Genomic DNA, 12,200 nt, shown 5'->3' with positions numbered 1-12,200 from the left:
GGTCACCCGCTTTTATTTTGATTGTATCGCTCCGTTTTGTACCACTTGACTTCCTGCTTGAACAAGCGGTGCTTGATCTCTGTGAATAATGACCAGATGACGAGCACGATCCAAGCCTGGGAGTATGTAAAGTACATCAGAAATACGATAAAGAAGTTTTGTTTGTTCATTTCTGTTTTTTCAATGCTCAAAGTAATCATGACCTCAGTCATAAACAGGAAAAAGGCCAGTATCCACAAAATCATCGCCAAAAACCCGACTGCCAGATGCAGGTCGTAAAAAAGATTGATGATAAAAATCGTGTTTGACATGATCACACCGAAGAAAAACAAAAAATACGTAAAAAAGAAATAAAACAGATCGAAGATGATCCGCTTGCGTTTCAGCTTGAAAAATTGGGATAAAAACTTAAGAACGACGTACTGGTTGCCGCGCGCCCATCTTGTCCGCTGACGCCACCAGACCTTCCATGTCTCAGGCTCCTGCTCCCATGTCACAGCCGCCGGGAAAAAGCGGATATGATAGCCAAGATTATACACGCGGATGGTCAGCTCGGTATCCTCCGCCAGCGCCTTATCATCCCAGCCGCCGAGCTGTTCGATAATGCTCCGCCTGATCGCGAAGTTCGTTCCCGGGATGGTGGCGATTTTGAACCATTTCCATCTGCCTCCCTGCGCCATCCACTGAAAACAGATGGTTTCAATATTGATAAACTTCGTCAGGATCGTTTTGGCCGCATTGATAACACGGAATTTCCCGACAACCGCTCCCGCTTTCTCATCATTCATCAGACCGAGAACCAGGTAGTACACCGCCATTTTTTCCGGCGTATTGTCCGCATCATACACGCAGATCACGTCTCCGTTCGATTCCGCGAACCCTGAGTTCAGCGCCGAAGATTTTCCTTTTCCGGCGTTAGGGGGCTTTGTGATAACCATTTTAATGAAGTCATACTGACGGGAAAATTCATTGACGATATCTCCCGTCCGGTCGGAGGAATTATCATTAACGACAATGATCTCAAGCCTGTCTTTCGGATAATACAGATTCACCATCGCCTTCAGCGTCTGCCTGATGACGACCTCCTCGTTGTGCGCGGGAATGAGCACGCTGACCTTCGGGAGCTCCCCCATCTTTGCGCGCCATTTCGGAATGTTCCGTTCGAAGGTCATATAATGCCTGAATCCGCCCTGCATCAGAAACATGTGATAGAGAAGCATCACCCATATTAAACTTAATGAGATAAAAAACAGAATGTTACTCAAGGCTTCTTCTCTCCTTAAAGATTCGTTTTTTTAATGTGGCGCGCAAATAAAGGACGTAACAGGCGAACATGATGATAAACAATAACACCACGCCGGAGAGAATCCAAAGCGCTTTTTCCAGAGGCGTCTGCTGATGATGATTGAAAAAGGCCGTTACCGGATGAATCTTGTTTTCCACATGAATGGTTCCGTCTCCGTCCGTTTTGATCCTGACGCTGTCCGACGTTACCGTTTGCTTCGTTTTCTTCAGATCGAGCCACTCGCCGCCGGGAATCCGCTCCATCTGATTGACGAGCTCGGGAAGGTATTTCATGCCGAGATACGGATGGTAGAAACCGCCCGCCGTTCCGCCGCCGAAATCAATCATCTGCGAGATATGATTCTCCATATCTCCGAGCGGATTTTCCTTTGAGTTATCGGCATAACCGATTGTTTCAGGGTACAGCGTCATCCCGTCCAGCATAGCCGGCTTTGAGACGAACGGAGGGGCGCCCGAGGTTTTCCACGTCGCGCCGCTGAGCTGCACTTGTCCGAAAATACTGGAGAAATAAGAAGATGCGATTTTGTAGCCTTCTTCAGACATCGTGTAGTGCGGCGCTTCGAATGACAGCGGGTAAAGGCCGAGCTCTGTCAGATCGTCAATCGCCTGCTCCAGCTTCGTTCTCGTGTAGATGTTTTCTTTTTCACGAAAAGGTTTCACATACGCCCGGTACGCTTTTTCATTCGGAAAATCCTGTTCCTTTTCAAGCTTGACCGGAGTATTATCCGCATTTTCTGACGTAATCGGCTGATCCGCTTTGGCATCCCAAAATTCAAAGCCTTCTCCCGTTTCGCTGTATCGGTATGCGTGCGTGTAGCCGTGAATAATGATGCTGCCGCCCATTTGCTGAAGTTTTTTCAGGACGCGGACCATTTTCGGCTTGTCCGCCAGGTATACTTTTTCTCCGTTTTCCGGATTGAGATAGACCGGAATGACCGCCAGAATAAACGGAATGTGTCTTTTATGCAGGTAAGCGCCCGCTTCGTAAAGCAATGTTTCATCTGACATCGGACTGATGTCTTCAAGCCGCAAATAAAGGAGGGTGCCGCCCTCTGATTCTCCGAATGCGTTGCGCATCGCTTTCGCCGTCAGAAACGAATCATTTAACAGGCTCGTCACACCGAAATAATAGTCAGAGCGCGCCGTTTTCCACATAAAAGGGCGGGTGCTGCCGTCACCGGACCGGTATGTATAAAGGGACTTTCCTTTTACTCCCGATACGCCGAGCACGGACATCCCTTTTTCAAGCGGCATGTCTGTTTTTTCTTTCTTGCTGTAAATGCGGTATACCGTTTCTTTTTCTGTCAGGGACAACCCCGCAAATTGGCGGAACTGTCCGGCGTTATAGCCGATGCTGATAAGCTGCTGCGGCATGCTGCTGATCAGTGACACAAATGATGTGCTGAGCTTTTTTTTCGTGACACCGTAATAGATGACGCGCCGATTCTTTTTGAGGTCCGCGGCTGTGATGTCTCCGTCGCTTTTCACAGTCACGGCGGATGAGAAATGGCCCGCGGTCAGATCAAGCATTTTGACCTCAGCGGTTTCTTTGCCGTCCGTGCTTGTATAAATAATGAGAATGCCGTCCTTTTTGTCTTTTGCTTCCGCCGGACGGGGAACATAAACCGCCGAAATCATGAAGAGCGCCGAGAGTAAGAGACGTATCCATTTAGAGTTCATTCATCATCATCTCGTTTTCCAGTTCGTTTAAAAATTGCTCGGCCGTTTGTAAATCTTTTCGGTACGCCAAGTAACATACACGGAAGGTGATGGAGATGTATTTACCGTTTTGCAGCCGGTACGTATCCAATTCCTTTTTCAGCTTCGCCAGAACGGCCGGCATGTTTTCTTCAGGCGTATGGGTCAGCACGATGCCGAACCGTTCGGCGGACGGCCTGAATTTTTTGTCTGTTTCCCGAACGCTTGACCGGATTTGGCGGCTGATAAACGCCAGCAGCCGATCGGTCTCTTTTTCTCCGTACAGGGATTTGAATTCCTTGAAATAATGCATGTGCAGCAGCAAAAAGACGAAGGAATTGCCGTAGCGTTCCGCCCGCTTGATCTCCTCGGAAAGCTCCAGCTTCATCCGCAGATGGTTGTCAAAGCCTGTCACCCTGTCGACGGCGACAAAGCTCGTAATCTCTTCACGCAGCTGTTTCACTGAGCGCTCAAGCCCCTTCGCCAACTCGTGAATCCTTCCCGCTATGTAAGAAAAGAGCAGCAGCGCAATCCCCCAAATGACCAGCACCTGCAGACTTTCGGCACCGGCAGACGCCATAAAACTCCCGGTCTGAAACCACAGGAGCAGGCTGCCGAGAACAAATAAGACGAGTAAGGTGATGACGAGCGCGTAGATTGCCCCGAACCATATGCCGGCTCCCGCAACAAGCAATGTGATGCAGGTTATCAGAAGCCCTGCGGATTGCTGAGACGCATAGTAAATAAAAAAAGACAGCAGCACCAGCATAACTGCTGTGTAGCTGCACAGTTTTTGTGATTCATTGAATGATATTTTCATTAAACAATTTCCTTTCAGCCAGAAGCGGCAGCAGGTTATCGAAAGAATGTGTATCGCTCCCGCTCATATAGCCGCCGTAATCGGGTTTCAGCGTGTCCAGTGTTTCAAATGAAGTCATTCTTTCATAAAGCGGCTTGATGACAGCCGGATCAGCTTTTTGTTCTGCTAAAAAAAGAACGGCCAGGGCGTAAACGGACGGTGATTCGTATTGAACCGCCGGCTCCTTCGTGTCTGCGCTGTATCGTCCGTACAGCTGTCCGCGCGACTTCCATTCTTCTGTGATCCATTTTGACAGCGCGGCGGCCTTGTCATCGCCCCGCTTCAGATTCACGGCGGCGTACAGCTGGTCGATGACATTCACTTCGCTGTCATATTTGTATTCCTTTGTTTCGGTATTGAATGATTTCGGCAGAAAACCATTTTTCAGGGGCGCAAGATTGAGAACATCAAGGTTCCGGTTTTCCGTTTTCTCATCGATAATCCCCTTTTCTCTGAGCATCTGTAAGGCGCCGGGGTCAACATAGGACAACGTCACGGTCTTTGATGCGGCATTTGAAGCGGCATCATAATAATCCGTAAAATACCCGTCATTCGTATTGTATTTTTCCAGCGCCTTCCCGATCTGCACCGCTGTTTTCCCGTATTCACTGTTTCCCCACAGGGTTCCGGCCTCATTCAGACAGTTCATGATTCTGAAATCGTCAATTAAGGCATTGGTGCCGCTCGCTTTATTCCCGTCAATCTTCCACGACACGAGCCCGTTTTTCGTCAGAAACGAATCGGTGAGAAGCTGATATTGCGCTTGAAACTGCCGTTCATCTTTCCTGTTCAGCAAAAATGCCATCCATAGTCCGAGAGACTCAGATAAATATTCCGGCTCACCGGATATGTTCGTCCGGATCATCCCCCGCCCGTTCATCAATTTATGATAAATAAAATGCTCTGCGGGCTGAAGCGGTCCGGACGGTTCGGCCGCCGTCTGTTTTTCAGTGCCGGCCTCCGCGCACCCCGCAGTCAGAACGATCGAAATCAAAAGGATCATCAGACGAAAAACGAATTGCTTCACAGTCCATCCTCCTATTTTACAAATCCTTTTTTAGACCCATATCTTATTTTTTCACAAAGTATTTTTACTATAAAGGAAACGATAAAAGAATACTAGCATTTTTTCACATTGGAAAATTTTAAATGGAAGCGCCGCCTCTCACCTTTTCCCTCTTCACATGGATCGTATTCCCATTACAGTAAAAAACACAACAAAAGGCAGCATTTCTTTACAAATGCTGCCTTTCTCTGATCTATTTATCCAGGCCGAGTTTTTTCAGCTGTTCTGCCAGCGCGTTGTTCATCGGCTCCTCTTTGTTTTGGCTTTTCATATAAGAGTTGATGTCCCGCTTGGATGCGCGTCCGGATTTATCTTTCGCCTTGCGCTTTTCAAAGACGGACAGTTTCTCCCGGTGGCCGCATACACATGCGAAGGTTTGGCCTTCGCCCTGGCCGCGAAGCTCCATTTTCTTATGACAGTTCGGACAGCGGGCGTTTGTTTTTCTTGCCAGCGTTTTCCGGCTGCCGCACTCACGATCCTGACATACGAGCATCGTGCCGCGTTTGCCGTTGACTTTAAGCATCATTTTGCCGCAATCAGGGCAGGCGGTGCCTGAAATGTTGTCATGTCTGAAAGTCTGGCTGCTGTTTTTGATTTCCTTCACCGTTTTGCCCGCATATGTTTTCATGTCTTTAATGAACACGGCGGATTTCAGTTTGCCCGCTGCGATGGCGGAGAGCTTTTGCTCCCACTCAGCGGTTAAGGCCGGCGATTTTAAATCTTCCGGGACGAGCTGTAAGAGCTGCTTCCCTTTTGACGTAATGAAAATATCTTTTTCTTTTTTCTCGATCAAGAAACTGTTGAACAGTTTTTCAATGATATCAGCGCGGGTGGCGACTGTTCCGAGTCCGCCGGTTTCACCCAATGTTTTCACAAGGTTCTTCTCTTCTCCCTGCATAAAGGCGCTTGGGTTCTCCATCGCGGATAACAGCGTGCCTTCATTAAAGCGCGCCGGCGGTTTCGTCTGACCGCTCGTTTCTTTCAATGATGAGACAGTGAGGCGCTGCCCCTGCTGAAGATCCGGGAGCGTCTGGTCTTTGTCTTCCTCATGATCGTCGTCATCCTCGTACATATCATACACGGCTTTCCAGCCAGGCGATTGAACCGTTTTCCCTTTTGCGGTAAATGTTTCGCCGCCGATATCGGCTGTGACCTTTGTTTCTTCGTATTCGAACGCCGGCATTAAAACGGCGAGAAAACGTTTGGCAATCAGATCGTAAAGCTTTCGTTCTTTGTCGCTGAGGCTTGAAAGGATCAGCGGCTCCTCTGTCGGAATGATGGCATGGTGATCCGATACTTTCGCATCATTGACGAATCCTTTATGCGCTTTGACGCCCCGCTTCAGTATTTGATTGACGTACTGGGCGTACGGCTTAACTTCCATGCCGTTTAAACGGTCTTTTAAAGTCGGCACGATGTCTGCGGAAAGGAATCTGGAATCCGTCCGCGGGTAAGTGACAAGCTTATGCTGTTCATACAGCTTTTGAAGCACGGACAGCGTCTCTTTTGCGGAGAAACCGAAGCGCTTATGAGCGTCCCGCTGCAATTCCGTCAAGTCGTAAAGACCGGGAGCGAAGCTTTTCTTCGCCGTTTTTTTCAATTCTGAAATGACTGCCGGCTTTCCTTGCAGGTCTTTTGCCAAACGGCCGGTCACCGTCTGATCGAACGTTCTTGTCTGCTTTGTTTTTTTATCCTGCCATGTCAGCGTCATCTGATCAGCCGCCGCGCGGAGACCGTAATAAGGAACGGGTTTGAACGCCTGAATATCCGCTTCGCGTTTGGCGATCATCGCCAGTGTCGGAGTCTGGACGCGTCCGCATGACAGCTGCGCGTTAAATTTCGTGGTCAGGGCGCGGGTCGCGTTGATGCCGACGATCCAATCCGCTTCCGCTCTGGCAACAGCGGAATGATACAGGTTTTCGTACTCTTTGCCGCTGCGGAGCTTTTGAAATCCTTCTTTAATCGCCTTATCTGTCACAGAGGAAATCCACAGCCGCTTAATCGGTTTGCGGACGTTTGCCTTTTCGATAATCCAGCGGGCCACAAGTTCCCCTTCCCGTCCTGCGTCTGTAGCGATTACGATCTGGCTGACGTCTTTCCGGACAAGCTGAGCTTTGACCGCATTGAACTGTTTTCCTGTTTTTTTAATGACGACGAGCTTTAAAGGCTCCGGAATAATCGGAAGATCCTCAAGCCGCCATGATTGAAATTCTTTGCCGTATCCTTCAGGGTCAGCGAGCGTTACCAGATGCCCGAGCGCCCATGTGACGATGTAGCGGTCGCCTTCAAGATATCCGTTTCCTTTTTTATGACACTTCAGAACGCGGGCCAAGTCCCGGCCGACTGAAGGTTTTTCAGCTAATACAACTGTTTTTGACATGCTTTTCACTTCTCTTTCTTTCACACTCATCCTGTTATTATAACAGACTTCCTCACGCTCTCTCTAATCGAGGACGTTTTTTGTGTCAATTTCTGAGAAAATGACGTGGGTCACGGTTTGGGCATACGGAGAGGTGCGATTGATGAAGTGTTCGATCGTTTCCAGACTGTCCGCGTTAATCTTCAGCATATAACACGCCGCCCCGGCGACCCGAAAACAAAATTCAATGTTGGGAATGGATTGAATGTAGGTTTTGAATTGATCGTATTTTCCGTTTTTCACCGTCGCTTCGACAATGCAGGAGACGGGGAGCCCGATCTTTTTTTGATCAATGTCCAATGTATAGCGCTTAATAACGCCGAAGGATTCAAGCTGTCTGACACGCTCTGTGACGGACGGGGCTGACAATTTGATTTTTCTGCCCAGCTCCCGCATGGACAGGCGGCTGTCCCGCTGCAGCTCTTTAATGATGCTCAGATCCACATTATCTAGTTTCATGACTGTAGTCCTTCCTTACCCTTTTGGCTATATTATCAAGAGAAATCCGAAAAATGACAAGAACAACAGGCTGAAATCATGAAGGTTTTTTCAGGAACTGACGCGAAATGGTCATATTAGGACTGCCCTTTGCTTATAGTATAGAGGAAAAAAGATGTCCGACAGGAGGGAGCTGTATGTTACACACGCCGATCGGCAGACTTCGCACGATGGGGTTTATTGAAGGAATGTCACTTTTGGTGTTGCTGTTTATCGCGATGCCGCTGAAGTATTGGGCTCATCATCCGCTCGCCGTCACCATTGCCGGTTCCATTCACGGCGGTTTGTTTATCATTTATCTGGCGGTGCTGGCGTATGCGGCATTTACTGTCAAATGGCATGTGAAATGGTCAGCCGCCGGTTTTATCGCGGCCTTTATTCCGTTCGGTAATTTTATTTATGATCGCGGCCTGAGAAATTATCAATAAAAAAGCTCCTCTTCTGCAGAGGAGCTTTTTTCATGCGTTACATCCATTTCGTCACCCAGGCGATATAATAAGCGCCGGGGAGGAATACGAGCTGGGCGAGAAGCGTGCCCGCGACCCTTGATGTGACCATCGTCAATGATGTCCATTTTAAGGAGACGTAGCTGCGCTTGCCCTTCGCCACATCGTCTGCCAGTACGGAGACTTTCGGGTCAACAAACACGGCCAACAGCATAGTCGCAACTCCGTTGATTAAGCCTGATGCCATCACGGCCGTCGTGCTGTGCTCAGGCGCCAGAAGGCCGGCGTACAGAGCGGACAGAACGCCGATCGTGTAAATCGACGTAATGACCATATTAATGACAAACAAGCGTTTCGGGATCATTCGGAATTGAAGCCCCTTTAAATAGGAGACTGACGGCAGTCTGATATAAGAACGCGCATGCTTAAGCCCGTTCAGTGAAAATCCTTTTTTAAATACCTGCATGACGGAGCCTCCTCCGTCCGCCAAGTGTATAATCGCCCTGGAGAATAACGCGACGAATGTCGGCAAAAGACAGATGCCGAGCATCGTTCCGACCGTGGAGCCGAATATTAAAAATCGAAACTGGGCGCCCACAACAGACAGAGCGTTTGATCCGGCGGCATCAATCAGATGTCCGGTAAACGGCTGCTGAACCATGTTTGACATGCGCGACACGATAACCATGACATTAAATAATGACAGCGCGGACGCGATAAATCCGACTCTCGCGCCGGAAAGCCGTGTTGCATAGGCAAGCGTTTCAATCGAATGTATCAGCAGCAGAAAACAGAAGATAAACAGTACTTGTGAAGTAATAACGTGCAATGTATGATTCCTCCAAATCTTTTCATACTGATTAGACTCTGCAGACTGCGGCGAGGTTTCGGCCGTTTACATAAAAAAACCGCCCGGATGTCCGGCGCGGTTTTGTCTTATTCTTTTCTTACGCAAATAAATAATATATGGTTGCCCGCCTTAGCCCGCGGGTGATTCGTATTAACAGTTCCGACAGAATCATTCTTCGAAAGTAAACACCATGGAAGTTCTTGAACACAAGACAACGAAAGCCCTACCTCTCAATCGTCACTGCGGCTCCGAAGCCGCGCCGGTGTGAATTGTAAAACAAAAAGTCTTTTTTCCATCTCTTCGTTAGGGGCGAATATCAGAAGGAAAAGAATAAGCTCAGCTTTTTTTCAAGCTGTCCGTTGAAGCCTGAAGCTTCTATATCAAAACAGAAAAAAGAAGTTTACTTTCTTTTTTATTTGCATGTTGTCACTTAGCAGTTAAGTATAACAGATTGCCCCTGAATAATCAAATGATTTATTAAAGTTCCAGCTCGGCCGGCGTTTTTTCACCCGCATTCATGAGCTTGATCTGCTTCGGTTCAATTTCGAGAATCACCAGGTTCGGATCGTCTTTTCCGTCAAACCAGCGTTCCAGTTTCGGATCCCACAGCTTTTCTTTTAAATCTGCTGAGTTGTTCAGTTTGGCGGTTCCGGCCACTTCCACATAAGCGTCACCGAATCCTTCACAGTCATACCCTAACAGAATATGAACATTCGGATTGTTTTCAATTTCTTCCGCTTTATGAGTGTCTTTGCTCGTCGGCGTGTAAATCGTTAAGCCGTCATGGAAAAATGTCATGTAGCGTGAATGCGGTTTGCCTTGCTCTACCGTCGCAAGCGAACCGACTTTATGATGATCCAGTACTTCAAGCACTTTTTCTTTGATTTCATTTTGATTCATGAAGAATCACTCCTTTTTAACGTCTCCGCTGTTACTTTTCCACATTGGGGAGACATTTAAACCAAGAAATGTGCTCTTCTGCCGATCTTCGCTCCATTCCCGCTTCAGCATGCTGTAGTTCACCGTGTCATGATAGGCGCCCTGTACGAAAATGCCTTCTCTCGTCAGTCCTTCTTTCTGAAATCCGAGCCGTTCCGCCACCGCCCTGCTTTTCGTGTTTTTTTCAGCCGCGCTGATCATGATGCGGTTCAGCCCGAGGTCCTGAAATGCATGGGTGATGACCGCCCGGCAGCTTGCGGTGATAATGCCGAATCCTTCATGCTCTCGATCCAGCCAGTAGCCGATCTCTGCTTTTTGATTGACTGTATCGACATTATGGATGCTGATCATGCCGCAAAACCGGCCTTTCACAAAAATTCCGGCGTCGAACCCATTCTCTTCCGCATATTTATAGCGCCATTCTGGGATGATCACATCGCGGTACGTATCGATATCAGCCAGTTCTTCCGCCCAGCTGAGCCATTCGCTGAGATGGTTTTGATTTCGCTTCATAACAGAATACAATTCGTCCGTATCTTCTTTGGCAAGCAATCTGATCGTCAGATGTTCCCGGATTTGACAGGAAAACACGACCGCACCTTCTTTCCTTTATTAGCCATTATACAGGTAAATTCATTTTTTTCCATACAAAAAAGATGAGGCGTGCAGCCTCATCCTTAAATGCGCGGGTCGGTGAAAACATCGTGATCATCCGTGCTTGTCGATGACATTTCCGTAACGACCGCCCCTTCTTCTCCCGCTTGAAACCAATGCTTCGTATCCGGCGGAATGGTGTATTGTCCGCCTGGCTCAAGCACAATCTCATGCCAGACGGTGTAGTATTCCTTGTCTTCTTCCGGCGGGAGGACGCTTGGGTTCTCTGTCTTTTCGCCTTCCACGTAGAGATACACCTTCCCCCAGCGACAGCGGAATGTCTCTTGTTTTCCCTTCTCGCCGCCGACCGGCGGATGGCGGTGTTCCGGACACGTCTGGCGCGGGAAGAGCACCAATTCTTTCGAACAGTAGCGGTCGGTATTCACGTAAATAAACAGCTGAAGCCCGGTTTCCTCAAGCTTGCCTAGACCGTAATCCATGATTTGAATGTCTTCGACTTCATCATCAGTCAGAACGATTCCCGCTTTTTGATAGTATGCATTCACGTCATGCTTCGATATCGTCATCGGTCTGCCTCCTTATGTGGTCACAAATCTGCCGCCGTTGACATGCAGCGTCTGTCCGGTCATATAAGAAGATTCGTCTGAGGCCAAGAGCACATAGCATCCGACATGCTCAACAGGCTGGCCTGCCCGGCCCATCGGCGTATCCTGACCGAAGGAAGCGACTGTTTCTTCTGAGAATGTCGCCGGAATAAGCGGTGTCCAGATCGGCCCCGGCGCCACGGCGTTGACACGGATACCATCGTTGACGAGCGCTTGCGCCATGGATCTCGTAAAACCGTTAATCGCGCCTTTCGTAGCCGTGTAGTCAATCAGCTGCGGATTGCCTGTGTAAGGATTAATGGATGTCGTATTGATGATCGCGCTGCCCGGCTTCATGTAATCAATTGCTTTTTTAGTCAAATAAAATTGTGAGTAAAAGTTTGTCTTAAAGGTTCTGTGAAGCTGCTCGCTTGTGATGTCTTTAATGCTTTCTTTCGGATGCTGTTCCGCGGCGTTATTCACGAGAATATCAAGACGCCCGAATTCTTCAACCGTTTTTTCAACGGCTTCATTGCAAAAGTCTTCCTCACCGACATCGCCGGGGATTAACAGACATTTTACGCCTTCTTCTTCCACTCGTTTTTTTGTATCTTCCGCATCACCGTGTTCATCAAAATAGACGATCGCGACATTTGCGCCTTCCTTCGCGTAAGCAACCGCAACGGCGCGTCCGATACCGCTGTCGCCCCCTGTAATGAGCGCGGTTTTCCCTTTTAATTTGTCAGCGCCTTTATATTCTTTGTATTCGTAAACAGGCGCCGGATTCATTTCGTTTTCAATGCCCGGCTGGCGGTTTTGTGATTCCGCCGGGAATTCCTTCGGATAGTTTTCCATGTCAAGTTCCTCCTTCTGGTTCGTTGTCATATTTCTTGTCTACCTCGGCTGTCCTCCGGATAAACA

12 protein-coding genes are annotated in these 12,200 nt (G+C 48.4%); 1 reads left to right on the top strand and 11 read right to left on the bottom strand.

Features of this window, described 5'->3' with window-relative positions; translation table 11 throughout:
- Window positions 1–2: 2 nt before the first annotated feature.
- From VP472_RS02230 to VP472_RS02205, 6 genes are all read right to left on the bottom strand, one after another.
- Complete coding sequence (locus tag VP472_RS02230; RefSeq protein ID WP_017419244.1) at window positions 3–1,265, bottom strand: glycosyltransferase family 2 protein; 1,263 nt, start codon at window positions 1,263–1,265, stop codon at window positions 3–5.
- A complete protein-coding gene (locus tag VP472_RS02225; RefSeq protein WP_146276138.1) occupies window positions 1,258–2,985 on the bottom strand; it encodes a DUF2334 domain-containing protein in 1,728 nt (575 codons plus the stop codon). The genes VP472_RS02230 and VP472_RS02225 overlap by 8 nt, the downstream gene beginning before the upstream one ends.
- On the bottom strand, window positions 2,975–3,823 hold the full coding sequence (locus VP472_RS02220) for a diguanylate cyclase domain-containing protein (RefSeq protein ID WP_146276136.1): 849 nt from the start codon (window positions 3,821–3,823) through the stop codon (window positions 2,975–2,977). Before VP472_RS02220 ends, VP472_RS02225 begins: the two co-directional genes overlap by 11 nt.
- Window positions 3,804–4,889 (bottom strand): lipoprotein YdaJ, encoded by a 1,086-nt coding sequence (locus VP472_RS02215; RefSeq protein WP_146276134.1) that lies wholly within the window; start codon window positions 4,887–4,889, stop codon window positions 3,804–3,806. Before VP472_RS02215 ends, VP472_RS02220 begins: the two co-directional genes overlap by 20 nt.
- Before the next feature lie 232 nt (window positions 4,890–5,121).
- Window positions 5,122–7,308, bottom strand: coding sequence for a DNA topoisomerase III (locus VP472_RS02210; RefSeq protein WP_003156261.1), 2,187 nt, complete (start codon window positions 7,306–7,308; stop codon window positions 5,122–5,124).
- A gap of 63 nt (window positions 7,309–7,371) precedes the next feature.
- Window positions 7,372–7,806, bottom strand: coding sequence for a transcriptional regulator LrpC (locus VP472_RS02205; protein WP_003156263.1), 435 nt, complete (start codon window positions 7,804–7,806; stop codon window positions 7,372–7,374).
- A gap of 176 nt (window positions 7,807–7,982) precedes the next feature.
- Between VP472_RS02205 and VP472_RS02200 the strand changes: the two genes are divergently transcribed.
- Window positions 7,983–8,273 (top strand): DUF3817 domain-containing protein, encoded by a 291-nt coding sequence (locus VP472_RS02200; protein ID WP_003156265.1) that lies wholly within the window; start codon window positions 7,983–7,985, stop codon window positions 8,271–8,273.
- A 37-nt stretch (window positions 8,274–8,310) separates the two neighbouring features.
- Here VP472_RS02200 and VP472_RS02195 read toward each other — a convergent pair whose 3' ends face one another.
- The 5 genes from VP472_RS02195 to VP472_RS02175 all read right to left on the bottom strand — a co-directional run bounded on the left by VP472_RS02195 (window position 8,311) and on the right by VP472_RS02175 (window position 12,134).
- Window positions 8,311–9,120: a lipid II flippase Amj gene (locus VP472_RS02195; RefSeq protein ID WP_063174376.1), complete on the bottom strand. Its 810-nt coding sequence runs from the start codon at window positions 9,118–9,120 to the stop codon at window positions 8,311–8,313.
- 498 nt (window positions 9,121–9,618) lie between these two features.
- Complete coding sequence (locus VP472_RS02190) at window positions 9,619–10,041, bottom strand: pyridoxamine 5'-phosphate oxidase family protein (protein WP_003156270.1); 423 nt, start codon at window positions 10,039–10,041, stop codon at window positions 9,619–9,621.
- Window positions 10,042–10,047: 6 nt separating this feature from the next.
- Window positions 10,048–10,671: a GNAT family N-acetyltransferase gene (locus tag VP472_RS02185; RefSeq protein WP_014304361.1), complete on the bottom strand. Its 624-nt coding sequence runs from the start codon at window positions 10,669–10,671 to the stop codon at window positions 10,048–10,050.
- A gap of 86 nt (window positions 10,672–10,757) precedes the next feature.
- Window positions 10,758–11,261 (bottom strand): D-lyxose/D-mannose family sugar isomerase, encoded by a 504-nt coding sequence (locus VP472_RS02180; RefSeq protein ID WP_014304360.1) that lies wholly within the window; start codon window positions 11,259–11,261, stop codon window positions 10,758–10,760.
- Window positions 11,262–11,273: 12 nt separating this feature from the next.
- Entirely contained in the window at window positions 11,274–12,134 is an 861-nt protein-coding gene (locus VP472_RS02175; protein WP_146276132.1) for an SDR family oxidoreductase, read from the bottom strand.
- Window positions 12,135–12,200 lie beyond the last annotated feature (66 nt).

This window comes from Bacillus sp. MT(2024), assembly GCF_036362845.1.
In the GTDB taxonomy this organism is placed as follows: Bacteria; Bacillota; Bacilli; order Bacillales; family Bacillaceae; genus Bacillus; species Bacillus velezensis.
The sequence above is the reverse complement of the archived record's forward strand: the minus strand, read 5'-3'. Positions and strand labels throughout refer to the sequence as shown.

Excerpts from the sequence above, each read along its gene's own strand:
- VP472_RS02225 (WP_146276138.1), bottom strand. The coding sequence starts at position 2,985 with ATGAACTCTAAATGGATACGTCTCTTACTCTCGGCGCTCTTCATGATT.
- VP472_RS02220 (WP_146276136.1), bottom strand. The coding sequence starts at position 3,823 with ATGAAAATATCATTCAATGAATCACAAAAACTGTGCAGCTACACAGCA.
- VP472_RS02210 (WP_003156261.1), bottom strand. The coding sequence starts at position 7,308 with ATGTCAAAAACAGTTGTATTAGCTGAAAAACCTTCAGTCGGCCGGGAC.
- VP472_RS02205 (WP_003156263.1), bottom strand. The coding sequence starts at position 7,806 with ATGAAACTAGATAATGTGGATCTGAGCATCATTAAAGAGCTGCAGCGG.
- VP472_RS02200 (WP_003156265.1), top strand. The coding sequence starts at position 7,983 with ATGTTACACACGCCGATCGGCAGACTTCGCACGATGGGGTTTATTGAA.
- VP472_RS02190 (WP_003156270.1), bottom strand. The coding sequence starts at position 10,041 with ATGAATCAAAATGAAATCAAAGAAAAAGTGCTTGAAGTACTGGATCAT.
- VP472_RS02180 (WP_014304360.1), bottom strand. The coding sequence starts at position 11,261 with ATGACGATATCGAAGCATGACGTGAATGCATACTATCAAAAAGCGGGA.
- VP472_RS02175 (WP_146276132.1), bottom strand. The coding sequence starts at position 12,134 with ATGGAAAACTATCCGAAGGAATTCCCGGCGGAATCACAAAACCGCCAG.